21 protein-coding genes and 1 pseudogene are annotated in these 23,407 nt (G+C 66.8%); 14 read left to right on the top strand and 8 right to left on the bottom strand.

Annotated features, from left to right (window positions below; genetic code table 11):
* Nucleotides 1–99: 99 nt before the first annotated feature.
* The 3 genes from DXK32_RS28175 to DXK32_RS28165 form a co-directional block, all read right to left on the bottom strand.
* The gene (locus tag DXK32_RS28175; protein WP_114861527.1) at nucleotides 100–1,629 is read right to left on the bottom strand and encodes an HAL/PAL/TAL family ammonia-lyase; all 1,530 of its coding nucleotides are present in this window, start codon (nucleotides 1,627–1,629) and stop codon (nucleotides 100–102) included.
* Between the two features lie 17 nt (nucleotides 1,630–1,646).
* Nucleotides 1,647–3,092 (bottom strand): FAD-dependent oxidoreductase, encoded by a 1,446-nt coding sequence (locus DXK32_RS28170; RefSeq protein WP_162801387.1) that lies wholly within the window; start codon nucleotides 3,090–3,092, stop codon nucleotides 1,647–1,649.
* Nucleotides 3,093–3,229: 137 nt separating this feature from the next.
* Nucleotides 3,230–3,958 (bottom strand): HAD family hydrolase, encoded by a 729-nt coding sequence (locus tag DXK32_RS28165; protein ID WP_114861525.1) that lies wholly within the window; start codon nucleotides 3,956–3,958, stop codon nucleotides 3,230–3,232.
* A gap of 264 nt (nucleotides 3,959–4,222) precedes the next feature.
* On the opposite strand from DXK32_RS28165, the gene DXK32_RS28160 reads away from it, so the two are divergent.
* Nucleotides 4,223–5,767: a hypothetical protein gene (locus tag DXK32_RS28160; RefSeq protein WP_162801386.1), complete on the top strand. Its 1,545-nt coding sequence runs from the start codon at nucleotides 4,223–4,225 to the stop codon at nucleotides 5,765–5,767.
* Between the two features lie 82 nt (nucleotides 5,768–5,849).
* Entirely contained in the window at nucleotides 5,850–6,896 is a 1,047-nt protein-coding gene (locus DXK32_RS28155) for an IS110 family transposase (protein WP_205215851.1), read from the top strand.
* A gap of 339 nt (nucleotides 6,897–7,235) precedes the next feature.
* Here DXK32_RS28155 and DXK32_RS28150 read toward each other — a convergent pair whose 3' ends face one another.
* Nucleotides 7,236–7,820, bottom strand: a complete 585-nt coding sequence (locus DXK32_RS28150) for an IS5 family transposase (RefSeq protein ID WP_114861523.1) — start codon at nucleotides 7,818–7,820, stop codon at nucleotides 7,236–7,238.
* A gap of 203 nt (nucleotides 7,821–8,023) precedes the next feature.
* On the opposite strand from DXK32_RS28150, the gene DXK32_RS33300 reads away from it, so the two are divergent.
* Nucleotides 8,024–8,263, top strand: coding sequence for a hypothetical protein (locus tag DXK32_RS33300; protein WP_247877380.1), 240 nt, complete (start codon nucleotides 8,024–8,026; stop codon nucleotides 8,261–8,263).
* 59 nt (nucleotides 8,264–8,322) lie between these two features.
* Here the strand turns inward: DXK32_RS33300 and istB are convergent, their stop codons facing one another.
* Together istB and istA are read right to left on the bottom strand one after the other, a co-directional pair.
* Nucleotides 8,323–9,195: an IS21-like element helper ATPase IstB gene (istB, locus tag DXK32_RS28140; RefSeq protein WP_059399785.1), complete on the bottom strand. Its 873-nt coding sequence runs from the start codon at nucleotides 9,193–9,195 to the stop codon at nucleotides 8,323–8,325.
* A complete protein-coding gene (gene istA / locus DXK32_RS28135) occupies nucleotides 9,192–10,475 on the bottom strand; it encodes an IS21 family transposase (RefSeq protein WP_114861522.1) in 1,284 nt (427 codons plus the stop codon). Before istA ends, istB begins: the two co-directional genes overlap by 4 nt.
* Nucleotides 10,476–10,725: 250 nt before the next feature.
* Here istA and DXK32_RS28130 point away from each other — a divergent pair, with 250 nt between their 5' ends.
* The 5 genes from DXK32_RS28130 (at nucleotide 10,726) to DXK32_RS32415 (ending at nucleotide 14,906) form a co-directional block, all read left to right on the top strand.
* Entirely contained in the window at nucleotides 10,726–11,598 is an 873-nt protein-coding gene (locus DXK32_RS28130; protein WP_114861521.1) for a TniB family NTP-binding protein, read from the top strand.
* Nucleotides 11,585–12,397 carry a TniQ family protein gene (locus tag DXK32_RS28125; RefSeq protein WP_162801385.1) on the top strand — a complete coding sequence of 271 codons (813 nt, stop codon included), beginning with the start codon at nucleotides 11,585–11,587 and terminating at the stop codon, nucleotides 12,395–12,397. Before DXK32_RS28130 ends, DXK32_RS28125 begins: the two co-directional genes overlap by 14 nt.
* A complete protein-coding gene (locus tag DXK32_RS28120; protein ID WP_162801384.1) occupies nucleotides 12,352–12,984 on the top strand; it encodes a hypothetical protein in 633 nt (210 codons plus the stop codon). The genes DXK32_RS28125 and DXK32_RS28120 overlap by 46 nt, the downstream gene beginning before the upstream one ends.
* Nucleotides 12,985–13,156: 172 nt before the next feature.
* Nucleotides 13,157–13,462 carry a trypco2 family protein gene (locus tag DXK32_RS28115; RefSeq protein WP_114861518.1) on the top strand — a complete coding sequence of 102 codons (306 nt, stop codon included), beginning with the start codon at nucleotides 13,157–13,159 and terminating at the stop codon, nucleotides 13,460–13,462.
* 16 nt (nucleotides 13,463–13,478) lie between these two features.
* The gene (locus DXK32_RS32415) at nucleotides 13,479–14,906 is read left to right on the top strand and encodes a hypothetical protein (protein ID WP_162801383.1); all 1,428 of its coding nucleotides are present in this window, start codon (nucleotides 13,479–13,481) and stop codon (nucleotides 14,904–14,906) included.
* Nucleotides 14,907–14,908: 2 nt separating this feature from the next.
* On the opposite strand, the gene DXK32_RS33295 is transcribed toward DXK32_RS32415, so the two are convergent.
* On the bottom strand, nucleotides 14,909–15,163 hold the full coding sequence (locus DXK32_RS33295; protein ID WP_247877382.1) for a hypothetical protein: 255 nt from the start codon (nucleotides 15,161–15,163) through the stop codon (nucleotides 14,909–14,911).
* Here DXK32_RS33295 and DXK32_RS28110 point away from each other — a divergent pair.
* The 6 genes and pseudogenes from DXK32_RS28110 (at nucleotide 15,059) to DXK32_RS28080 (ending at nucleotide 22,199) form a co-directional block, all read left to right on the top strand.
* A complete protein-coding gene (locus DXK32_RS28110; RefSeq protein WP_247877381.1) occupies nucleotides 15,059–15,892 on the top strand; it encodes an AAA family ATPase in 834 nt (277 codons plus the stop codon). The genes DXK32_RS33295 and DXK32_RS28110 overlap by 105 nt on opposite strands.
* A 3-nt stretch (nucleotides 15,893–15,895) precedes the next feature.
* Nucleotides 15,896–19,369, top strand: coding sequence for a formylglycine-generating enzyme family protein (locus tag DXK32_RS32790; protein ID WP_205215850.1), 3,474 nt, complete (start codon nucleotides 15,896–15,898; stop codon nucleotides 19,367–19,369).
* Nucleotides 19,370–19,499: 130 nt separating this feature from the next.
* On the top strand, nucleotides 19,500–19,988 hold the full coding sequence (locus tag DXK32_RS28095) for an HRDC domain-containing protein (protein ID WP_162801382.1): 489 nt from the start codon (nucleotides 19,500–19,502) through the stop codon (nucleotides 19,986–19,988).
* Nucleotides 19,985–21,007 (top strand): RNA-directed DNA polymerase, encoded by a 1,023-nt coding sequence (locus DXK32_RS28090; RefSeq protein WP_114861515.1) that lies wholly within the window; start codon nucleotides 19,985–19,987, stop codon nucleotides 21,005–21,007. Before DXK32_RS28095 ends, DXK32_RS28090 begins: the two co-directional genes overlap by 4 nt.
* Nucleotides 21,008–21,044: 37 nt before the next feature.
* Nucleotides 21,045–21,140 (top strand): annotated as a pseudogene (locus tag DXK32_RS33735) (formylglycine-generating enzyme family protein); the annotation flags it as partial.
* Nucleotides 21,141–21,311: 171 nt separating this feature from the next.
* Nucleotides 21,312–22,199: a formylglycine-generating enzyme family protein gene (locus DXK32_RS28080; protein WP_114861514.1), complete on the top strand. Its 888-nt coding sequence runs from the start codon at nucleotides 21,312–21,314 to the stop codon at nucleotides 22,197–22,199.
* 123 nt (nucleotides 22,200–22,322) lie between these two features.
* Here DXK32_RS28080 and DXK32_RS28075 read toward each other — a convergent pair.
* On the bottom strand, nucleotides 22,323–23,407 hold a 1,085-nt coding region (locus tag DXK32_RS28075; RefSeq protein ID WP_114861513.1), incomplete at its 5' end, for a helix-turn-helix domain-containing protein.

Genomic DNA, 23,407 nt, shown 5'->3' with positions numbered 1-23,407 from the left:
GGCAATGCAGCCGGTCAGCGAGCGCGAGAAAATAGGATGTGAATTATTAGTTATCATAATTGCACCCGTGTTTGATGGCTGCGGGCAATGCGCCGTCGATCATGCCAAGCCGTGATCATCGCGCCAAGCCTCGGCACGCCGCCGGACCAGCGCCGCGACCCGGAGAATGTCCTCCGACAGGATGCGATCCTCATCAAGAAAGGGAACCGCGCCACGGATTTCGGCGAGCAGGGCGGCCGTCGCCGCAGAGGGCGCAATGTCGCTTCCCAGCTCAGAAGCCTGGGCAGCCGCCAGAAGCTCGATGGCCAGCACCGTCTCCAGGTTCTCCACGACCTGCAGCAACTTGATGGCAGAGGTGCCACCCATGCTTACGCTGTCCTCCTGCAAGTGGCAGGTCATGATGGTGTCGACGCTGGCGGGTGTCGACAGGACCTTGTTCTCATTGACCAGGGCGGCGGCCGTATACTGCACGATCATCAACCCGGAATTCGCCCCGTATGCCGAGACGAGGAATGGCGGCAGTCCGCGCGTGCCCGACAGGAGCTGGTATGTGCGTCGCTCCGAGATGCTTGACAGTTCGGTCGCCGCCATGGCCATGAGATCGAGGCAGAATGCGGTGGACTGTCCGTGCAGGTTGCCGCCGAAATGGATTTCGCCGCTTTCAGGGAAGAAGAGCGGGTTGTCGGAAACCCCGTTGACCTCATTGGTGATCACCCCTTCGGCAAACCTCAGCAGCTGTCGCGCGGCGCCGTGCACCTGGGGTACGCAACGGAATGAATAGGGGTCCTGCTTGGAGCGGTTCGCCCCGGCGCGCTGGTGGTGGTTGCTGCCCTCCAAGAGGAGGCGCAGGTTGGCCGCGACCTGCCGGCGCTCCGGATGCCGTGAGGTTCGGTGATAAATATCCTGGTAGAAGGACTGCGAGCAACTGAACGCCTGGACGCTCAGCGCGGCGGCAACGTCGGCCACGCGCGCGAGCGCGGCGAGACGCACCGTGCAGTCTGCGGCGATGGCGTTTATGAACTGGACGCCGTTGGTCAGCGCCAATCCTTCCTTCGGCCCCAGATTCAGGGGCGCCCACCCGTGGCGGTCGAGAACCTCGCGCGCGGGAACTTTCGTTCCCTCCACCAGGAAGCTGCCGAGACCGAGCAGCGGCAGCGCCATGTGCGACAGCGGCGCGAGGTCGCCGCTCGCTCCCACCGTGCCGCGTATGGGAATGGCCGGTGTCAGACCGTGGTTCCAGAAGTCAAGCAGGCGCTGCACTGTCGCAAGCCCGATACCGGTATGGCCGGATCGGAAGGTCAGCAGCTTGATCAGCATGACGAGCCGGGCGAGGGGGACCGGCAGCGGATCGCCCACGCCGCAGGCGTGGGACAGCACATGCTTGACCTGCAGGTTGCCGATATCCTCCGGTTGGATGCGCACCTCGCACAGCGCGCCGAAGCCGGTATTCACGCCATAGATCATGTCGTCCGAATAGGCGGCTGCGCCGACGAAATCAGCACACCGGCCGATCGCCGCGGCGACGTCGGCGCCAAGGGCAAGCGGGGTGTCCGAGCGAGCCAGCCGGCACAGCGTTGGAAGGTCGTAATCGTCCAGCGTGATTTCGTGCACGTCTCGGGGGGTGGGCATGGGACTGATCCTGCCGGTCACGAGTGGGCGCTTTGCAGCGACCGGATGGCATCGCGGAAGAACGGCACCATTGTTTCCCGGCGAAGATCGATGATCGGGAGGAACTCCGGCGGCAGCGGAAAATCCGTGTCCAGATCGGCGTACAGCCGCTCCACCTTGCTGCGCAGGTGGTCGCGCTGCAGAGCCTGCCATCCACACCGCGGCAGGGCGGCTTGGTTCTCGTAAAGCACGGACATGAAATGGTCGACCGCCCGCGTTTTGGTGATCGCCCAGTCGCTCAGCGGTATCGGCCGGCGCTCGACGGGAAAATCCGGCTCGGGCTCGGTGCCGTCGGCAAGCATCTGCCGGGCGATCCGGTCGGCCAGCAACGGCGACAGGTGAATGCCGTCCCGGTACGTGCCGGTCAGCACGAACAATCCACCGACGCACGTCCCGCCGATCAGGGGCAGGCCGTCCAAGCTCACGGGACGGTTGCCGACCTTCGCCTCGACCAAGTGGCCGCCCTGGATTGTTTCGCCGATCTGTGCGACCGCGCAGTCGATCAGGAAATGCACGTCCGACAGCGTCGGCCTGACCTGCGGTGCGGTCTTCAGGTAGTTCGTCGCGCCGATGTAAAGATGGCCGCCGTTGCCAGGCAGAGCATGGAGGCCACACGCGAACGAGCGGTTCGGCGTCCGCACCACATGGTCGATGGCGCATCCGCTCCGCGCCACCTCCAGAGAGCAGCCTACGCCGGCGAACACGCCGGGCATGCGACTGCTCACCTCGGGGACGGAGGCCATAAGCGGAGCGGTGCCGGCGCCGGCGGCGACGAGCGTACGGCCGGACCTGACCACGGTGCCGGAACGCAACGCCAGACCCGCCGCCCACCCACCCTCGACCCGGATGCCGGTGGCTTCGTCGTCGATGAACGAAACCCGTTCCGTGCGCCGCAACGCCTCCGTCAACCCGGCGAGCAAGCGCGCCGGATCGATCCGGCCCTCGCCGGGGATGTGCAGCGCGCGAAAAGGCCGGCAGTCCTCCAGCGGAGCGAGTCCGGGAACCATGGACGGGTCCAGGGCCTCATGCGGCTCGCCATAAAGGGCCAGAAGGCGGGCGATTTCCAGATAGGCTTCATCGTCGATCCGGCCGGAGACGCTGTTCAGGACGACGATGGTGCCGCCCGTCGATTCGACCTGGCGATTCACCGGCACGCGGGCGTTGATCGCGTCGCGCCAAGCGGGCCAATGCTTCCGTGCTTCAAGCGCCCATCCGAACTTCAGGAGCATGTGGGGGCTGGCCGAGGTCAGCGCCGTGACCTCGCCGAAAACGCCGTGCATGGCTCCTGCTGCCAGCGTCGCTCCGCCCGGCCGGTCGCCCGGACCGATGATCGCGATGGTTGCAGACGGCGCCAGCCGATGAAAAGCGAAGGCGCTGGACAGACCAAGAACGCCATTTCCAGCAATCGCCAGATCAAAAGTCATGGCACCCTCCCCAAAGCGCACGCAAGGATACATTAAAGGCATGCAAAAGCTAACGCAATGGCTCACATCGTCGCAAAAGCATCGCGCATCCGCGCGTGTCTTTCAACGCCAATACGCGATATGATTGATTTTCGCGCCTATCCACGTCGGATGCGTGTGGCGCAAAGCCCCCCGATGGGCCGCGCCTCGGCTGAAAGTTCCGATGCAAGCGACCTGATGGCGGAGGGCAGGCCGCTCATGGCGGTGATCACGCGGCTTGCACCGGCGTGGCGGAGTTGCTCCATCCGTTGCGCCGGTACGCAGCTCCGTGCTAGGGCGATCACGTGCAGTCCGGCGCGCGTCGCCGCCACCACTCCGGCGACGCTGTCCTCGACGGCAACCCCCCTTTCCGCCGCCACGCCCAGGGACTCGACGGCGTGCCGGTATACCGCCGGGTCGGGCTTCTCTGAACCGACTGCCTCAGCACTGAACAGGCGGTCCTCGAAAACGTCATCCAGCCCCGTCCGCGCCACCATCGCGGCGATCCATGCGAGGGGTGCGTTGGACACCACGGCCTTCCGCCCGGGCACCGCGCGCGCCGCCACAGCAATTCCCTCTACGGGCGCCGCCCGCGCCTCCGTCGCGGCGTCGAGCGCCGCGTCGAGATCGGCCAGCCACGCCGCGGACACCGCATGCCCCAGTTCCCCCAGAGCGTCCGCGACGAGTGGAACCGCATGCTGCCCCCAAGCCAAGTCCACGATCTCGCGAATGCGATCCTCACGGCCGGACAGCGCGTCGCCCAGTTTCCGCGTCAGCACGTCCGCAATCACCGCGTCGCTGTCGACCAGAACGCCATCGCAATCGAAGAATACCGCTTCTGGCCACACGTCCGTTCTCCATACTGATGGCGCTGGCCATCGAAGCCGTACAGCTCAAAAGAATTCTGCAAAAATATACCGGTCAACCAGTACCCTGCAAGGGTATCACGGTGATTGGGAGTATTCCCCCGCAGGGCAGGTGATGAGCGCTCTGCATATTATTGTATGCAAGGACCCGTAATTGACCGTTCTTCGCTGCTGCGCTACCTTTTCCCCCTTCAGGAGATTGAAGTACTCAGTTCACTGCGGATGCCGTCGTCAGGAGTTGGGTTGATGCAAAACCAAGCGCCATGGATGCAGCGTTGGGGTTTTTGGACCAAGTTTTCCCTGGCATTCGCCGTTTCCGTCGCGGGTATGGCGGGGGCGGACGACATTCTGGCCGCCGTCTTCAAGATGACGGATATTTCGGCAAAGCTGTGGGTCGCCGGGGCCACTATCGCTGGTTTCTTCCTTCTCGTGCATGACGCCATATCGCATTACAACCGGGTATTCCGGGCGACACTGGACGGCATGGAGACATCGATGCTCGCCATCGATGACTTGCATCGCAAGATGAGTGCGGTCATCGACACCATTCCTTTGCATCAAAAATCCATCCAGGCTTGCCTGACGGCTCGCGACATGCTGGTGAAGGATGAATTTTCTCAGGAAATCCGCAAGCTCTTCGACTATCACTCAAAGAAGCATGCCTTCGGAGAAAAGCCGATTCTTCACGACCTCGACGTTGAGATTGTGGTGAAGCCCATTTTGAACGGGGATGCGTTGTCGTCTGCTGCCCTGCCGGTTCTGACGCAGCACATCGCTTTTCACTGGCGCGGCTTCCATATAATTGAGAAATACAGCTTGTCTATCAATGATGTGATGAGAAGAAAGCGGATATCAGAGGTGCTTCCGGTCATATTCGTGACCACTCCCGAAGCCATTCAAACTATTACAGCGCGTGATTTAGATCGTGAGTACGAATTCTTCTATCCGCTCCCTGGAAAATTGTTCGACAGCCTGAAGGCGAACGGGTACGACGAGGGTACCTGCAACGACTTCGTCGGCTTTGACTTCTTTAACGACGTGAGTCGGCGGCCGGGGACGTCCCCTTTGGCGGTGACCGTCTCGTTCCATACGGGCGATCGGAAAAACCAGGAACCCAGCAAAGTTCTTCAGATTTCCTACAGGGATATTCATCAAGGCAAACAGGAATATCAGGACAACCTCCCGCTTTTCGGCAAGGAAGACAGTCGCTCCGGCATCCAATTCTTTGAGAGGCATCTGCCAGAATTTACTGCAGACGGCACGGAGCTCCGGGAGCTCCAGGGCGCCATATTCCAGGTTCTGACACCCGACATAACGGACAAGGACGATATCAGTCTGTCGACGGTTCCACAGCTCACTCGCCTGAAGATCATACGCAAGTACTGCTTCATTATGCCGGTGGCCGCACGGTGGAAAGAGGCCGGACCGAACGCGATGATCTTCCAGCATGACTTTTACGAGTATCCCTTCGAACGGATCTCCATTCTGAAATCGGTCAAGTTCGAGATCAGGGCGCACGACGACGACGCTCCGATCGCCATCCTGCCGCGCATATCGAGCATCGGACGCGACAGGGTGAAGGCGGAGACCGCGGGCCATGCCACAACGATCAAGGCGGCCCCCGCGCATGGCGAGCCGGTGCCGACCTTCTTCCCGGGCGACAGCCTCTGCTTCAACTGGGTCGCGGCGAAGACGGGCCGGGGCCGTGGCAAGGACGGACGCTCCCAAGCGCCGGCTGCGCACACCACCGCCGGGACGGCGCCCCGGCGCAGGGTCTCGCGCAAGCCGTGACTTTGATGAGATGGACGTCCCCCGTTTTCGGCACGGCAGTGCCAGATAACGGACAGGTTCATCTCATGACGGGGGTTGTGCCATGACTGCGGCGTTTATCGGTCTCGATCTGGCAAAGTCAGTGTTCCAGGTCCATGGCGTCGACGTCCACGGCAAGGTGGTGAGGACCAAGCGGCTGCGCCGGGATGCGATGCTGGTGTTCTTCGCCACCCTGACGCCGTGCGTGGTCGGGATGGAGGCTTGTGCCGGGTCGCATTTTTGGGCGCGCGAGATCGCCCGGTTCGGCCACACGGTGCGCCTGATGGCGCCCCAGTACGTCCGGCCCTACGTGAAGCGCCACAAGACCGACCGGGCCGACGCGGAGGCGATCTGCGAGGCCGTGCAGCGGCCGAGCATGCGCTTCGTGCCGGTCAAGACCGAGCAGCAGCAGGGCACCCTGGTGGTCCACCGGGTGCGCGAGGTGCTGGTCGCCCAGAAGACGCAGTTGATCAACGCGCTGCGCGGGCACTTGGCCGAGTTCGGCATTGTCGCGCCGCAGGGTGCCGGCAAGGTTGCCGAATTGACCGCCGTGCTGGCCGACCCGGAGGACACGCGGATTCCCGCCCTGGCCTGGGAGGTCCTGCAAGGCTTGGTCGACCACCTGCGCGACACGGAACGGCGGGTCGGCGAATTGGACGCTCGGCTGGCCGGGCAGGCCAAGGAGGATGAGGTATGCCGGCGGCTGATGACGGTCCCGGGCATCGGGCCGGTCACCGCGACGGCGCTGGCCGCGACGATCGGCGACGCGACCGTCTTCGCATCGGGCCGCCACTTGGCGGCGTGGCTCGGCTTGGTGCCGCGCCAGCATTCGAGCGGCGGCAAGGAGCGCCTGGGCGGAATCTCGAAGGCGGGCGACGGTTACCTGCGCCGGATGCTGGTGAATGGCGCCCGGACGGTGATGCGCTGGCAGGGCAAGACCGCGCCGTGGCTGGCCGGGCTGCTGAGCCGTCGACCCTTCAACGTCGCGGCGGTGGCCCTGGCGGGCCAGCCTTGCCCTGCGTTATGCGCGGTGCTTTGGGCAAGGACAGGTCGGGACGAAGAGGTGGTCCCGGCAGTCGAACAAAGAGGTTGGACGATGAAACGACAATGATCAGGGCCGCGCTGGTCACCGGATCGGCGACCTGAGCGCAGGATGACAAGCTCTCCTTCGGTTGCGAGGGCGATGGACGACGTGATGGCACAACAGGTCGGACCGGGATCGGCCAAGCCCGTCTGCAACAACGAGCCGACGAGCTCGAGACTTTGATTGGGCGTCGATCCGCAGATCTCATCAAGGCCAGCAGCTCGCGGGCTGCAACCGTAGGCCGGATAGATGGCAGCAACCGACTTCTCGAGCCGCCATGTCGAAAAACGCTCTTGCAGGGCGGGGGGCGTCCATAGATGCAGCAAGGTGATTTCGGTCGCAGGAAACCCTTTTCCGGCCTTCTGATTACGCGACGCGGACGGAGTCCGGGCGTCCGAGGTCGAGCATGTGGTTCAGGATCCGGACCGCGATGGCGATCTCGGTGTTCCGCCGATCCTCGGTGCGGAATCGCAAGCCGTCACCGATGACGCGCTTCCAGCGGCTGAAGAACGCCTCGACCAGCGCGCGAACGTTGTACCGGGAGGCTTTCTGCCACGCCATCCGTCCGTGCTCGGCGATGTGCTGGAGGTGCCGGTCGCGCTGCGTCGGGTTGGTCGCGGCGTTCGCACTTGGCACCGCCGTGGAGCGGGGCGGCACGACCACGGCGGCGTCCGGGGTATGCTCCGCCACGGTTTCAGTCACGCCAGTCTGGTCGTAAGCACCATCGGCCACGAACGCGGCAATAGGCTCCTCGATCTGGTCCAGCAAAGGGCCGACTTGCGAACCGTCATCGATATCGTGGTCGGTCAGAGTCGCCGCCACGATCCGTCCGCTGACGGCATCAAGCCCGACGTGCAGCTTCTTCCAGGCGCGTCGGCGCTGGGTTCCATGCTTTTCGACCGGCCACTCGCCGGGACCACATAGCTTCATGCCGGTGCTGTCGACCAGCAACTGTACCCTTCCTGCCGGAAAAGACGTGCAGCCTGTCCGGCAAGGGCATCCCGGCCTTCGGGCTCGACTACTGGTCGGACGAGGACCCCAGGCTTGCCGATCTGTACGCCAACCGGGGCCGCAAGAAGCTGCGCATCAAGATCAACCGCAATGATGTCAGCCACATCTACCTGTGGCATCCGGCGCTGGAGCAATGGATCACCGTGCCCCGGGCCGACGGCGATCTCGCGCCCAAGACGGCGTGGGAGCTCGAGGCGGAGCGGGCCCGGGAACGGGCGGAGGCGGAGACCACCTGGACGGAGAAGGGGACGTCGCGCGAGATGGTCGCGGCGGCACTGACGCCGACCTCCCCGAGCGAACGGAAGACGCGCGGCACCCGCAAGGCGGCCAGCGATGCCCTGGCGGCCCGCGTCGCCGGCGACGCGCCCAAGCCGCAGGTGTAAAGGCCGGATGAAATTTCCTCAGTTCGGGCGGGCGAAAAATCCCCAGACGGTTCGTGTGCTCATGGATTGGTTTCGGGGTCGGCGGGCCTCGCTTTCGGTGGTCGGCCCCGGCGACGCGGCGCCGGTGGCGGGGTGGTGATCGGGCGGATTCGGGTGTTTTCCGGGATCAACTCGGCGTGGCGGCGCAAGCGGTAACTGGCGCCTTCGATCTGGACGACGACGGCGTGGTGAAGCAGGCGATCCAGCAGCGCCGAGGCGACGACGGTGCCGCCGAAGACGTCGCCCCATTCGGAAAAGCCGCGGTTGGAGGTCAGGATCATGGCGCCGCGCTCGTAACGGGCGTTCACGAGCTGGAAGAACAGGTTGCCGCCGCCGGCGATGACCGGCAGATAGCCGATCTCGTCGACGATCAGCAGCTGCGGCCGGCACAGGAAGCGCAGGCGCTCACGCAGGGTTCCCTCGCGCTCGGCCTTGGCCAGCGAACCGACGATGTCGGCCAGGGTGGCGAAGTAGACCGAGCGCCCAGCCTTGACCGCCTCAACCCCCAGCGCGATCGCCAGATGCGTCTTGCCGCAGCCGGGCTGGCCGAGGAAGTGGACCACCTCGTGCCGGTCGACGAAGTCGAGCTGCGCCAGGGTCATGATGCGGTCGCGGTCGAGCGAGGGCTGGAAGGAGAAGTCGAAGCCGGTCAGCGTCTTGATGGTGGTCAGCCGGCCGATCTTCAGCGCCGCCTTGACGCGGCGCCCCTCGCGCAAGGTCAGCTCCTCGCCGAGCAGGGCGTCGATGGCCTCCAGGGCGGAGATCTCGCCGCGCTCCAGGCGGCGCAGGATGTGCTCCAGTGCCTCGAGCGCGCGCGGCATCTTCAGCCCGACCAGATACTGGCGGATGCGGTCGAGAGTGGCCGGGCCGCCGTCCAGGGTTGCGGCGCTCATTGGACGCGCTCCGGCTGGCCGGCGAGGCGGCGGCCGATGGCGTCGTAGATGCTCAGCGAGCGCGGCGTGACGGTGTCGCCCGGCGGCTGCGGCGCAGCGGCGGCGCCATCCCGGGGTGTCTGGCTGTTGGGCGGAGGGGGCTGGGTGCGGTGCCCGGCGGCGATGAGCCGCTGACCGCGGCCGTCCAGCGCCGGGTGGGTGGCGATGGGCGCGCCGTCCTCCAAGATGGTCACCGTGTCGGCGGTAAGTTGCACCTCCACGGCCCGCCGGCGGGTGCTGTCCGGCACGGAGTAGAGGTTGCCACCCACCGACACCATGCCGTCGCGGGTGACCCGGCGCTCCAGGGCCAGCACGCTGGTGAAGGGGCCGGCTGGCAGCGGCTTGAGATGCGCCTTCTCCTCGGCGAAATGCTCGACGACGACGCGCTGGGTGGTGGCGTGCAGGCGGACATTGGCGACCTGCTCCAGCCACTGGGTGAACTGGGCGTTCAGGTCGTCGAGGTTGCGGAAGGTGCGGGCCAGGAAGAAGTCCTCGCGCACATAGCGGAAGGGCCGCTCGACCTTGCCCTTGGTCTTGGCGCGGTAAGGCTTGCAGGCCTTGGGCAGGAAGCCGTAGTGGGCGGCCAGGTCGAGGAGCTTGGCGTTGTAGGCGATGCCCCGGCCCGGCTGGTCCGGGTCTTCGGCCTCGCCGAGCACGGCGGTCTTCATGCGGTCGTAGAGGATCTGCCCGGGCACGCCGCCGAAGGCTTCAAAGGCGGCGATGTGGCAGCGCAGAACGGTCGGCAGGTCCTGGCGGGCGACGAAGCGGGCCCACATCATGCGGCTGTGGCCGAGCACCATGGAGAAGAGCCAGACGACCCGTTCAGCCTCGGGCTCGTCGGTGAAGGTGGTCTTGAAGAAGGCGAAGTCGACCTGGGCCTGCTTGCCGGGCGGGGTTTCGAAGCGGCGCTCGAAGGCCGGGGCGGGTTTGGAGCGAATGGTGCGCACCACCGCCTTCAGGATCGTATAGCCGCCTTCATAGCCGCGCTCGCGGATTTCGCGCAGCAGCCGCTTGGTGCTGAGTTCGGGGTAGGCCTGCAGGCGTTCGCGCAGGTAGGTCTCGAAGGGGCTGACCAGCGTCGGCCGTGGTGGCCGGGGCTTGTAGGCCGGCGGTTCCAGCCCCTTGGCGATGTATTTGCGGATGGTCTTGCGGTCATGGCCGGTGCGGCGCGCGATCGCCGACACCGACATGCCCTGGCGGGCGAGATCGAGAATCATGACGAGTTCCCCAAGTCTGACCACGCGCGCCCTCCCTCCGTCGATGGAGGGGATCATGGGCGAGCGACAGCCGCATGGCTCCGGGGCGTACGCCCCGGAGCCATGCCGTTGCGTCAGCCTGGGGATTTTTCAGCCGCCACTTCTGGGGAGTATTCAACCGGCACTAACAGCAGGCGGCCGACATGGATCTCAACCGTCTCAAGACCACGGGCGACGGGCTGGGACGCCTGCCCCGGACCACGGAACGCTTCACCGTCGAAGCCTGGGAGGAGCCATGACCGATCACCTGAGCCCCCGTGCCCGTCAGCAGTTGGAAACCCTCGACACCGAGGCGCGCTGCGTGGCCATGGAGGAGATGCGGTGGATCGGTTACCCGGCGGCCGCGCAGGCGCTGACCGCGCTGTCGAAGGTCCGCGAGCGCGGGCGGTCCATCCGCACGATGGGCGTCGCCATCTGCGGCCCGTACCGCAACGGTAAGACGATGGTCGCCGACAAATTCCTGAGGACGGCGACGGTGCAGGTCCGGCCGACCTATTATTTCCAGGTTCCGACCGCGGCGTCCCGGCTCGATTTCCTCACCGGGATGATCCGCGCCATGGGCCGCGTCCCGGACACCACCCAGCGCACGATCGAGGGGCGGCGGCAACAGGTCGAGGATCTGCTCAGCGAATACGAGCCGCGGGTCTTCATCTTCGACGACGCGCACCATGGTTTCAGCGGGACCGGGGCGAAGGACTTCCACACGCTTCTGCGCGTCATGGGGCAGCGCTGGGACATGTCGCCGGTGCTGATCGGCGACCGCTCCCTGGCCGCGGTGATCCATGCGGACGGCGAGCTGTCCACGCGGCTCGTCAACTGCCCGCTGCGGCGGTGGGAATACGGAGAGGATTACGCCCGTCTCCTCAACAGCCTCGTGGCCGAGCTGCCGCTGCGGCGCGAATCCGAGTTGACGGAGGAGCCGCTCGCCAAGGCGATCTTCCGGGTCTCGGAAGGCCTGATCGGGGAGATCGTGCAGAACGTCGCCGCGGCTGCGGCTGCGGCGGTCCGCAGCGGCGACGAACGGATCACGCTGGCCCTGTTCAAGGCGATGGATTTCGCCCCGCCGTCGCGGCGCTTTTCCGCGGCCGAACTGCGTGGCCTGGCCTGAGGGCGAGGTGATGCGCCCCGAGCCGGCGGACCGCTTTCCGGTGGAACCGCTGGAGCGTGGCCGCCCCGAGGCCGACCGCTGGGCGGCGGAACCCGCCCCGCTGGATGGCGAACTGCTGAGCAGCTGGCTCAACCGTTACGCTTGGGCGAACGCGATGGGACCGGACGCGTTTCTTCGGGGGCTGCGCCCTGTCCTTGGCCGGAACGTGACCGATCCGGACAGCGCGGTTCCGGCACGGTTCCTCGAGTTCCTCGCGCGACAGACCGGCCTGCCGGTGGCACGGTTCACGCTCCTGCAGAGCGGAGCCCACGCCTGGGCGTCGCTGGGGATGGAGATGCGGCCCGCCCCGTATTTCTGTCCCGGCTGTTGGCGGGCGGAGCCCGCCCCCTACGTTCGTTGGGGGTGGCGGATGACGCCGCTCCAGATCTGTTCGGAACATGGAAGCTGGTTGTGCCGCCGGTGCCCGAACTGCCGGGCACCGCTGTCCCTGCTTCAAGGGGTGTCCCGACGCCACCTGTGGGAATGCGCGGCCTGCCGGCACGATCTGCGGCGGGCCAAAGCGCTTCCGGCCTTGCCGGTCGCGATCCTCGGGCAAGGTCTGGTCCACGACATCCTGGACCAAGCGGACGCGATCGCGCGGGAGGGCATTGGCAAGGAGGCGTTCCGCGTCCTGTCCGATCTCGACGCCGGACTGAACGCCCTCGCCGTGTGGCGCGGGGGCAGACCAGCCCGGCGGTGGTCCGGCGATCCGGATTGGCCGCCGTCGATGGCTCCTGGCGCTCCATCCATGACCTTCTGAATGCGATTCCCTTCGGTGGGGTGAGAGCGCGCCTCCTTCATCGCCTGCAGGAACGGGTCCACGATCCGGCGTGGGCCCTGGCGTCGCCGGCTCCTCCCGGTCCTCGGCTGTGTCTTTTACAGGCTGCCGGCGTCCAGCCGCCGGCACGGTGCGTCCGGCAAGCCACCCTCGACGATATTCCGGCGCTGCAAAGGTTCTGCCGCACCCTGTCCGCAATCCTGGACCGCGACCAGTGGCTCGGGAAGGGAGCGGAGCACCGGGATTCCTTACGGGACCTCCTGACCATCCGCTGGCACAGCTTTGCCGAAGAGGACCAGCCCTTGGCCGTGGCGGTCGATGGAGACGCCATCGTGGGGGTAGGTATGGTGTGGGCGGAACGGCTCATCGAGATCTTCGTCGATCCGACGGCAGAAGCAACCTTTCTCCCTGCGCTGCTGAAAGGGATCACCCACCTCGCTGCGCGTCGGGGCGTGCGGCGGATTGAGGCCCGGGTGGACCGCACCCACCGCGCTGCGTTTGAACTGGCCGGCTGGCGGGGTACCGGATCGTTCGTCACGTCTCCGCTTTGGAGCAAGTCGCTGTCATGACGCATGACGGCTGCCAAGGCTTCATGAAGCGTTGCCTCGGGCGCCGCCCGCCGAACTCTGCGACATTCGATACACCGTTCGAGGCTTGTCGCGATCGATGACCGCCCATAGGATGTATTACTTTCATATAATCGTTGCGAGAGTTCACAAAATGAACAGGAATACTCCTAAAATGAGCATTTCCGACGCCATCGAAGGCCTTCGAAAGGATCTGGCCGAAGCCATTGCGCGTGGTGATGGTCAGGATCTCCGCTTCAAGGTCGAGGGTATCGAGGTCGAGCTGACGGTCGCTTGCGAGATTGGCGGCAACAACAAGGCCAGTTTCCATGTGCTCGGCATTGGGGCCGAACTGGGGGGCAAGCTGGGCACCACCACGACCCATAAGGTGAAGTTGACGCTCAAGCCTGCGGACCGGGATGGAGCGGCGCGCGAGACACTGATCCATAGTTCGGTTTCCAAGCGGCCGGAATACTCCTGATCCGAGCGAAAAGGGCATGGACAATAATCTCCTCATAGAAATCTATGTCGGCTTCCCTGCCGGAACGGAACAGGGACGGATTGGGACAGGATACCCGATCGGCGATGGCTTGATCCTGACCGCGCGTCATCTTTTCATGTCATCGAAAGCGGCGCCCGAAGATGTGTCTGTCCGATGGCATTACCAGAAGGATAACGTCGCCGGGAAATGGCAAGAAGCTACCATCCTTTGGTCCGGCACCGATGAGCTTGATGTGGCGGTTTTGTCCTGTTCGTTTCCAGAACTATTGAAGAAACGCTACAAGCCTCTGTCAAAAATCCGTCACCAGTCAATTCAGAAATGGAATAGCCAAGGGTTCGCCGATGTTGGTGCTAAGCATGATAATACCCGGGAAGCTGTAAATCTTAGTGGAGACGCCTATACATCGGCTGATAGCGAGAATGTATTCGAGCTTGGAGTAAAATATGCACCTAGCATATCAGATGGTTGGCGTGGGACATCCGGAAGCCCAGTATTTGTTGGAGACATGATCATCGGGGTGGTCGTAACCTGTCCGGAAAATTTCAATCAGTCTCGGCTGAAGGCCACACCCACTTGGAAGCTGTTCCAAGACGAGTCTTTCTGCAAGCTTTTTGAAGATTCTTCTGAAGGCTCTCAGCGTGAGAAGGCGTTGAAGCTAATCACGAAATTTCTCAATAATTTCCCTATCCTGTATGAATTTGTCAAAGAGCAGAGAGGCATAAGCCCGCTATCGGCTCGCCATATGGCCCAGGATATGCTGGACCGGGGGCTGGAGGGTTTCTTGAATGTCCTTTTTATCCTAAGTGACCAAGTGGAAGACCGTATAGAAGGTGATCAAGAGAAAAAAAATTCTTTCACCGCTCTGTGTGATTTGGTCTTCAGTACGGCCCCACTACTGATCGACTCTTCAGTCACCGAGCCCCTTATTTACCAGAAGCGAGGAGTTTTTGTCAGAGAACCGGGCGCGATCGGGAGTCGCACGATGGGTGAGATCGCTATGGCGCGCATAGATGAACGAAAGACGAAGTTTTCCGGTGCCGATGCTAAAATTCAAAGGGGGGAGTACGAGTTACCAGACCCTCCCGACAATCATCTTGAAAGCTGGCGAAAAGATTTTGAATCTGCTTTCGACGACCACCTTATCAAGGAAATCGCATCAGATTACAAAAACATCAATGATATAGAAGAAGCCAGAAGAATTGTTTCTAAATCCCTAACCAGTGCTTCAAATAAGAGAAGAACAAGGTATTATTGTATTGAAAGCAGCATAATGGAATCAAGCCGCTCAATTGAGTCTGCGTTGCAGAGCATAAAGGCTAAATACCCGGATCTTATTTTGATCTTTTTACATAAGGACATGGAAATTGATGTGATCGACAGCATAGCGCGTTTCGTTGAACTGTCCGGCAGGAATTCCCGATAATGCTAACCTTTGATGTCGACAACAATAAAGTTCAGTTGGCCGCCTCCCCCGGTCAGCCGGAGCAGGTCCATGTCTTCGACAAGCCCAGCATCGACGCCCTCAATGCGGCGATGGCAGCGCGCCGACCGCTGCTTTTGCGCGGAGAGCCCGGCATCGGGAAAAGCCAACTCGCCCGGGCTGCCGCCAAGGCGCTTGGCCGTGCCTTCGTCCACCGCGCGGTCGATGCGCGAACCGAGGCGCAGGATCTGCTGTGGCATTTCGATGCGGTGGGGCGCCTTGCCGAGGCCCAGCTTGCCGGCGCCCTGAAGGACGTCACCACCCTTTACGGGCAAGCCAGGCTGCACCGTCACATCCGCTCCCGCTTGGCGGTGTGCCGGTACCTGCATCCGGGGTCGCTGTGGTGGGCGTTGAACTGGAAGGACGCTGCCGAACAGGCTGAACGGGGCGGCCTCGCCCCGCCTGCACAACGGGACGGCGGCGATCCGGACAACGGCGTCGTGGTGCTGATCGACGAGATCGACAAGGCGGAACCGGAGCTTCCCAACGGCCTGCTCGAAGCCCTGGGGGCCGGGGAGTTCCTGCCGCCCGGCCGGCATGAGCCGGTGCGCGCCGCGGAGCCGGCTCCGCTGGTCATCATCACCTCCAACGAGGAACGGGCTCTGCCCGACGCCTTTCTCCGGCGCTGTCTGGTCCTGCATCTCACCCTGCCGGACAATAGGGCGGCGTTGATCGCCCATCTGACGGAGCGCGGCCGCGCGCATTTTTCCGGCGCGGACCCCGGCATCCTGACCACGGCGGCGAAGCAGTTGGCCGATGACCGCGACGCGGCCCGCGAGGCCCATTGGACGCCGTTGCCGGGCCAGGCGGAGTATCTCGACCTCCTGCGGGCGGTTCTGGCCCTGGCGCCGGGCGATCCGGCACGGCAGGAGAAGGTCCTCAAATCCATCGCCCAGTACGTCCTGAACAAGCGCGCGGGAGCGGTGTGATCCATGGCCACGGTCGTGGGGCGCGCCGATCTGCTGCGGGTGTTGGCCGCCAAAGATCCCGCCGTGGGGGCGGCTCTCGCGGGCCTGCTTGGTTACTCCCTGGCCCCGCCGGAAGCGGCCCCGCCGACCCTGGCGTTGCCTTCCTTTCCGGCGGAGCCACCCCCGCCACCGAAGGACGAGCCGGAACCCGCACCCGTCGAAACCCCGGACGTCCCGTTCTGGCGCCCGGTTTCGCGGACCTACCGGAAGGGTGAGGACGAGGCCACGGGGCGGAGCGGGAACGCCGGGGCGGATGACCGCAGCGCCGAAATCTGGCGCAACCGGCCGGCCGCCGCGCCTCCCTGGCCGTCGCTTTGTCCGCGCAACCGCCTGCTGCCCCGGCTGCGCGCCGGCATGACGGAGCGCATCGCCGGGCGTGCGATCGATCTCGACGCGGTGGTGCGGCGCATCGCGAACGCCCAGCTTCCCGACCCGCTGCCTCGCCGCCGACAGCGCCGTTGGGGGGCGTCGATCCAGGTCATCGACGACCGCAGCCGTCACCTGACCCCGTTCTGGCAAGACCAGGACGAGGTTTGCCAATGGCTGTCCCGGCTGTTCCCCGTCGGCACCTTCTCCCGGGCGCGGTGGCTGCCGGGATCGGAAGAGCCGATCCGCTACACCGCCCACGGCATCGACACGTCCTACCAGCCGCCGCCGGCGGGATCGCTGGTGCTGGTGCTGGGGGACCTGGGATGCCTGGACCGTCGCGGCCCACGCGCCATCCGGCGGTGGCTCGATTTCGGGCGCCGGCTGCGCGCGGCGGGCTGCGTTCCGGTGGCGTTGACGCCCTGCGCCCCGGACCGCTGGCCGGCTGGATTGCGCGCCGTCTGGCGGCTGGTGCCGTGGGAGCACGGGGCTCCGCCGTCGGTCCCGGCGCCCACGGATCTGCCCCCGGAGGAGCGGCTGCTGCGGCTGGTGGCCCCGGCGGCGCGCGTCGAGCCCGGTCTGCTGCGCCATATCCGCCGGACCGTCATGCCGGCCAGCGGTGCGGCGCTGGAGGCCGCCGTCTGGCAACATCCAGCGATCGCCAGCCCGTCCAGCGTCGCCGCGACCCTGGACCCCGACATGACGCCGGGCCTGCGCCAGGGCTTCGCCGCCGAAGGCGACGCGGTGCAACGGAGCGTCCTGGCCATCCTGCGCCAATGGCGGGCCACGTTGTCGGCGGACGTCTGGTTCGAGGAAATCCTGAGCCTGTCGGCGGACTCCCGGCGTCACCTGCCGGACACCGCCGATCTGGACGCGGCGGCGGCACGTTTTGACGGTTTCAGCCGGCGGGCGTTGGCCTTCGACGATTCGGCGGCGCGCGCGGACGCGATGATGGCCGTCAGCCGCCTGTTGCGGCGGGTGCCGTCGTCCCTTCACGACGACCCCAGGGTTGGCGAGGCGTTCGAGCGCCTGAAGGTCTTTGCCCATCAGGACGAGTTGGATGATGGGGAAGCGCTCCCGCTCCAGTCCGGCCGTTTGGACCCGCGCGTCATTCCGGCGCGGCCCGGCGCGGTCCTGCGGCGGATCGATCTGCGGCAGCGGGGCGATGGGATCGTGGCGGACTCGCCCGATACGAACAAGGTCTCTCCGGGCAGCCTTTTGACGAGCGTTCAGACGGTCAATGGGGTGATGGTCGTCACCACGGAGGAGTCCGCGAACCCCGAGGAGGATCGCAACGCCTTCTGGAAGTCCGGCATCCCGCCCGCCTGGGCGGAGGACTGGGGATGGGACGATTTCGGCGCCTGGGTCACCTTCCGCGTTGCGACGGTGGTTCAGAAAATGCGCTGGATCGCGCCGGGCCATTTCCGGATGGGCTCGCCGGGGGACGAGGCGGAACGGTTCGATAACGAAGGGCCGCAGCACGCGGTGACGCTGACCCGCGGCTTCTGGCTGTTCGACACGGCCTGTTCGCAGGCGCTGTGGCGCGCGGTGATGGACCAAAACCCGAGCCGTTTCCAGGACGACGAGCGCTGTCCGGTGGAGCAGGTAAGTTGGACCGAGGCTCAAGGCTTTCTGGAGCGGCTCAACCAGCGCCTTCCCGGCCTGTCGCTGGATCTGCCGACGGAGGCACAGTGGGAATACGCCTGCCGGGCTGGGACAACAACGCCGTTCAGTTTTGGCGGCACGGTCACCCCAAGCCGAGTGAATTACGACGGGCGCCATCCGTACCGGAACGGGCCTCTGGGGTTGTATCGGGAACGGACAGTTCCGGTGGGCAGTCTGCCGCCGAACCCGTGGGGGCTGTACGAGATGCACGGGAATGTCTGGGAGTGGTGCGCGGATGGCCAGCGGGTCTATACGGCGGACGCGGCCACTGACCCGCGCGGACCGGATGTTGATGACGCTGCGCACGTTCTTCGTGGCGGTTCCTGGTTCAACTTTGCGCGGCGCGTTCGCTCCGCTGTCCGCAGTCAACCTCGCGAGGGCGACCGTCTCGACGACATCGGCTTCCGCTGTGCCTCAAGTCCAGCCAGCCAGGACGGTGGAGCGGAGCCGGCGGCCCCGGCGTCGCCCCGGCAGGCGGAGCGCCGGGGTGCGCAGGGGACGACGGGCGCCGCGGTCCTGCGGATGGAGTCCGGAGGGCGATGCCCGCTTCCCAACGCTCCCGCCGTCCGGATCGTCACCGACCGGGAGGAGGTTCGCCTGGAGCGTCTGACCCGTCCCGCCTGGGCGGACGCTCTTGGCCGCGACCGTTTCGGCCTGTGGGCCGACCTCGCGGTACCGCCGCTGCGGGGCGGCGACCCGGTGGTGCAGCGGCTGCGTTGGATCGCGCCGGGCCGCTTCTTGATGGGCTCGCCGGAGGACGAGGCAGAGCGGTCCGCTGACGAGGGTCCGCAGCACGCGGTGACGCTGACCCGCGGCTTCTGGCTGTTCGACACGGCCTGTTCGCAGGCGCTGTGGCACGCGGTGACGGGCGAGAACCCGAGCCAATTCAAGGACGACGAGCGCTGCCCGGTGGAGCAGGTGAGTTGGCACGACGTCCAGGGCTTTCTGGAGCGGCTCAACCAACGTGTTTCCGGCCTGTCGCTCGGCTTGCCGACGGAAGCGCAGTGGGAATACGCCTGCCGGGCCGGGACCACGACGCCGTTCAGCTTCGGCGGGACGGTGACGCCGGATCAGGTGAACTACGATGGGAACCGCCCTTATCGGGACGGTCCGAAGGGGCTGTTCCGGAAACGGACGGTCCCGGTGGGCAGCCTGCCGCCGAACCCGTGGGGCCTGCACGAGATGCACGGGAATGTCTGGGAGTGGTGCGCGGACGGCCAGCGGGTCTACACGGCGGACGCGGCCACCGACCCGCGCGGACCGGAAACGGACGGCGCCGAGCGCGTTCTTCGCGGTGGTTCCTGGATCAGCTTCGCACGGTACGTCCGTGCCGCGATCCGCTACCGGCTCGCCCCGGACGACCGCTTCGGCAGCTTCGGCTTTCGCTGTGCCTCAGGTCCGGCGTGAGCACCAGCCGGCGGGAAGCGGCGCCGGGCGTGCCCCTCGGCCGCCCCGGCAGGCGGAGCGCCGGGGTGCCGTGGGGCAGGCATGGCGCCGCGGCGGGAGGGATGGTCTTTGGATGTGGGGAGGATCACGCATGCGGCTTTGCTTCTTCACCGTTCCGGTCCATGGCGGCGAGGACGCCGCCGAGGCGCTGAACCGTTTTCTGGCCACCCATCGGATTGTGTCGATCGACCGCAGCTTCGTCCAGGACGGCGGCAACAGCGCGTGGTCCCTGTGCATCGGGTATGACGCCGCCGAGGGCGCCGGGCGCCCGGCACCGGGGTCGAAGCGGCCCGGCCGGCTGGATTACCGGGAGGTGCTGAGCGAGGCGGATTTCGCCCTGTTCGCCCGCTTGCGCGCCCTGCGCAAGGACCTGGCCGAGGCGGAGGGTGTGCCGGCCTACGCGCTGTTCACCAACGAGCAGTTGGCGCCGATGGTGCAGAACGGGGCCCGCAGCCCGGCGTCGCTTCTGGCCATCGACGGCATCGGCGAGGCCCGGGTCGCGAAATACGGGGAACGGTTTCTCGAGGTGTTGCGCGCCACGCCCGACGCGCGGACCGTGGCCCAGGACGCCACCCCATGAAGCGCTCCGCGGTCGGGCTCGCCGAAATCGCCGACTGGCACACGCTCGCTGCCGCCTTTCATCACGCCGCGCGGGGCAAGGGCCGCCGGGACGAGGTCCGCTGCTTCCGCGCGGCCCTAATGGACGAGCTTTCCGGTTTGCGGCGCGACATCCTGGATGGCACGGTGGCGGTGGGGCATACCCGCCGGTTCCGCATCCGCGATCCCAAGCCGCGGGTCATCCACGCCCCGTGCTTCCGCGAACGGGTTCTGCACCACGCGGTGATGGCCCACGCCGGCCCGGTGCTGGAGCGCGGTCTGGTGGACGACACCTTCGCCTGCCGCCCCGGCAAGGGAACCCTGGCGGCGGTGCGGCGGGCCGCCCATCACGCCGACCGCTTCCCCTGGTACGGGCAGATCGACATCCGATCCTACTTCGCCGGCATCGACCACGTCCGGCTGCTGCGGCTTCTGGCCCGGCGGTTCAAGGACGCCGGCCTTCTGGCCCTGTTTGCCCGCATCGTCGATGCCCATCACGATTCTCCCGGGAAGGGGCTTCCCATCGGCGCGCTGACCTCACAACATTTCGCGAACGCCTATCTGGGCGGCCTCGACCGTTTTCTGCTCGAACGCTGCAAGGTCCGCGGCATGGTGCGCACCATGGACGACCTTGTGTGGTGGGGGGACGACAAGGCGGCCGTCCGTGCCGCCATGGCGGATGTCCGCCACTCTGTCGGGGATGAGCTGGATCTGGCCGTGAAGGAGCCGGTCCGGATCGGCCGCAGCCGTCTGGGGCTGGCCTTCTGTCGCTACCGCGTGGTACCGGGCGCTTCTCCTGTCGCGGCGGCGGAAGCGGCGCTACGCCATCGCGCGCCGCCGGTGGGAGGCGGCCTTTCTGGCCGGGCGCATCGGCGCGCGGGAGGTCCAGGCCGGATGCTGTGGCGCCCTGGCCATCACCGCCCTTGCCGAAGCCGCGGCATGGCGGCGGGAGCATCTGCGCCGCCGGCCTCTTGCCGACGCGCTCGACCGGCTTTAACCTGAAAGGCGGGACGATGGTCGAAACACCGACGCCGAGCGCGTTCTTCGCGGTGGTTCCTGGATCAACGACGCACGGAACGTCCGCGTCGCGATCCGCAACCGGAACGCCCCGGACGACCGCAACGACAACATCGGCTTTCGCTGTGCCTCAGCTCACGCCCGGACGGAGTCCGGACCTGACCAGACCGTCGTCCGGGGCGTTCCTCCCGGGCCGCCGAAACGCAAGGGCGGCCGGTGTGCTGGTAGCCGGTGCGGATGCCCGGCGACGGCTCGCCGGCTGGCCGCGTTCCGTCCGGGGGAGCCGGCTGTGAGCCGGTCTGGAACCTCCGGCCGGCACCCGTTGGCCGACGGCCATCCGCCGGACTGGGCGAGCGGATGGGGGCAGGACCGGTACGGCGCCTTCGTGACCCTCACCGTGGGTGACGCCACCCAGCGGATGCGCTGGATCGCGCCGGGATCCTTCCGGATGGGCTCGCCGGAGGATGAGCCGGGGCGGTGGGAAGACGAAGGGCCGGGGCACGCGGTGACGCTGACCCGCGGCTTCTGGCTGTTCGACACCCCCTGCACCCAACGGCTTTGGGACGCGGTGATGGCGGACAACCCAAGCCGCTTCCGGTCGCCGGACCGCCCCGTGGACAGCGTGAGTTGGAACGACGTTCAGGGATTCCTGGAACGTCTGAACGGCCGCATCCCCGGCTTGTCGCTGGGGCTGCCGACCGAGGCGCAATGGGAACACGCCTGCCGCGCCGGCACCGAGACCGCGCTGTACAGCGGCGCTATCGTGATCGAAGGGGCGAAGAACGCCCCGGCGCTCGACGCGATCGCCTGGTATGGCGGGAACAGCGGCGTCGGGTTCGAGCTGGACGATGGTCATGACAGCTCTGGCTGGCCGGAGAAGCAGCATCCCCACACACGGGCGGGGACGCACCCGGTGGGCCGCAAACAGCCCAACCCCTGGGGCCTCCACGACATGTTGGGCAATGTCTTGGAATGGTGCGCGGACGGTCGGCGGGACTACACGGCGGACGCGGTCACCGACCCGCGCGGACCGGAAACGGACGTCGCCGAGCGCGTTCTTCGCGGTGGTTCCTGGATCTTCGACGCTCGGAGCGTCCGCGCCGCGATCCGCTACCGGTTCGCCCCGGACGGCCGCTTCGCCTACGTCGGCTTTCGCTGTGCCTCAGGTCCGGCGTGAGCATCAGCCGGCGGGAAGCGGCGCCGGGCGTGCCCCTCGGCCGCCCCGGCAGGCGGAGCGTCGGGGTGCCGTGGGGCGGGCATGGCGCCGCGGCGGGGAGACGGCTACGGACTCCGGGCGCGCTCACAGGCGTTCCGGCGCCGTCCAGACGCGGAAGGCTTGACGCCCGGTGACGTCGGCGACCAAGCCGCGGCGGCGCAGGCCGTCGAGCAGCGTCTGGGCGGCGCGCGGGGTGACGCCGAGGGCGGCGGCGAGGGCGGTGGCCGACACTCCCGGCCGCGCCACCAGCACCTCGACCGCGCGCGGCAACACCGACGCCCGGCGGCCTTCTCCCGCGGCCTCCTGCAGGCGGCCGCGCCAAGAGTCCAGGTTGCGGTGGAGCTGCAGGCCGCGCTCCGCCGCCCGCGCCGCCGCCTCGGCGAAGCGACACGGCCAGAGCACCGAGTCGTCCAGGGTATAGGCGGCGCGGGCGCCGAGCCAGCCGACGTTCATCAGCGGCGGTTGCGCCTCGAGCAGGCCGGCGCGGACCAGCCAGGCCGCGGCGAGCTGGCGGCCGGGCGTGCCGCCGAGCAGGGCGGCGGCGCCGCAGCGGTGCCAGTGCCCGACGAAGCGGGCGGCGGCGAGCAGCGGCGGCTGGCCTTCCAACTCCTCGAGCCACACCGGGTCGAGCGCCTCGACCAGGGCGTCGTGGATCGCCGCGCGGTCGGGGACGAAGAGGCCGGTCCAGGCGGGCAGCCGGCCGGGGCCGGGCGCCCGGGTGGCCGCGGTAGGACGGCGGTGGCCGGCGCCGGCGAGCAGCCGGGCCGGGCGGAAGAGGTGGCGCGGCGACCGGCGCAGCAGGTGGCGCAGCAGGGCGAGCACCAGGGCGGCCCGGGCGACGTCGGGGTTGGACGGGCCGACGATGATCCCGAGGTCGTGGTCGCGCAGGACGCGGGGATTGACCGCCGGCCCATGATCGAGGCGGACGGCGGCGGCGGCGTCCTCGAGCACCATCCGGGCTTGCCAGCCGGCGCGCAGCGCGGGCGGCGAGCGGGCGAGGCGCTCGTCGAGGCGGACCAGCGCCGCCGTGGCGGCGGCGACCGCGGCGACCAGCGGCGGCGTTCCCCCGCTCAGCGGTGTGGGCGTCGGCTCCTCGTCGACCCGCGGCCGCCAATCCACGTCCTCCGCGGCGTCGTCATCGTCCCAGGCGCGGCGGGGCGGCAGGGCGT

Source organism: Azospirillum brasilense (assembly GCF_003349955.1).
Taxonomy (GTDB): Bacteria; Pseudomonadota; Alphaproteobacteria; order Azospirillales; family Azospirillaceae; genus Azospirillum; species Azospirillum brasilense_B.
The sequence above is the reverse complement of the archived record's forward strand: the minus strand, read 5'-3'. Positions and strand labels throughout refer to the sequence as shown.

What these genes read in the sequence shown, in the direction of transcription:
- DXK32_RS32790 (WP_205215850.1), top strand. Translation starts at nt 15,896, where the DNA reads ATGGCCACGGTCGTGGGGCGCGCCGATCTGCTGCGGGTGTTGGCCGCC.
- DXK32_RS28170 (WP_162801387.1), bottom strand. Translation starts at nt 3,092, where the DNA reads ATGACTTTTGATCTGGCGATTGCTGGAAATGGCGTTCTTGGTCTGTCC.
- DXK32_RS28130 (WP_114861521.1), top strand. Translation starts at nt 10,726, where the DNA reads ATGACCGATCACCTGAGCCCCCGTGCCCGTCAGCAGTTGGAAACCCTC.
- istB (WP_059399785.1), bottom strand. Translation starts at nt 9,195, where the DNA reads ATGAGCGCCGCAACCCTGGACGGCGGCCCGGCCACTCTCGACCGCATC.
- DXK32_RS28160 (WP_162801386.1), top strand. Translation starts at nt 4,223, where the DNA reads ATGCAAAACCAAGCGCCATGGATGCAGCGTTGGGGTTTTTGGACCAAG.
- DXK32_RS28095 (WP_162801382.1), top strand. Translation starts at nt 19,500, where the DNA reads ATGCGGCTTTGCTTCTTCACCGTTCCGGTCCATGGCGGCGAGGACGCC.
- DXK32_RS28155 (WP_205215851.1), top strand. Translation starts at nt 5,850, where the DNA reads ATGACTGCGGCGTTTATCGGTCTCGATCTGGCAAAGTCAGTGTTCCAG.
- DXK32_RS33295 (WP_247877382.1), bottom strand. Translation starts at nt 15,163, where the DNA reads ATGCCACAGCAGATCCTGCGCCTCGGTTCGCGCATCGACCGCGCGGTG.
- DXK32_RS28115 (WP_114861518.1), top strand. Translation starts at nt 13,157, where the DNA reads ATGAGCATTTCCGACGCCATCGAAGGCCTTCGAAAGGATCTGGCCGAA.
- DXK32_RS28175 (WP_114861527.1), bottom strand. Translation starts at nt 1,629, where the DNA reads ATGCCCACCCCCCGAGACGTGCACGAAATCACGCTGGACGATTACGAC.
- DXK32_RS28090 (WP_114861515.1), top strand. Translation starts at nt 19,985, where the DNA reads ATGAAGCGCTCCGCGGTCGGGCTCGCCGAAATCGCCGACTGGCACACG.
- DXK32_RS32415 (WP_162801383.1), top strand. Translation starts at nt 13,479, where the DNA reads ATGGACAATAATCTCCTCATAGAAATCTATGTCGGCTTCCCTGCCGGA.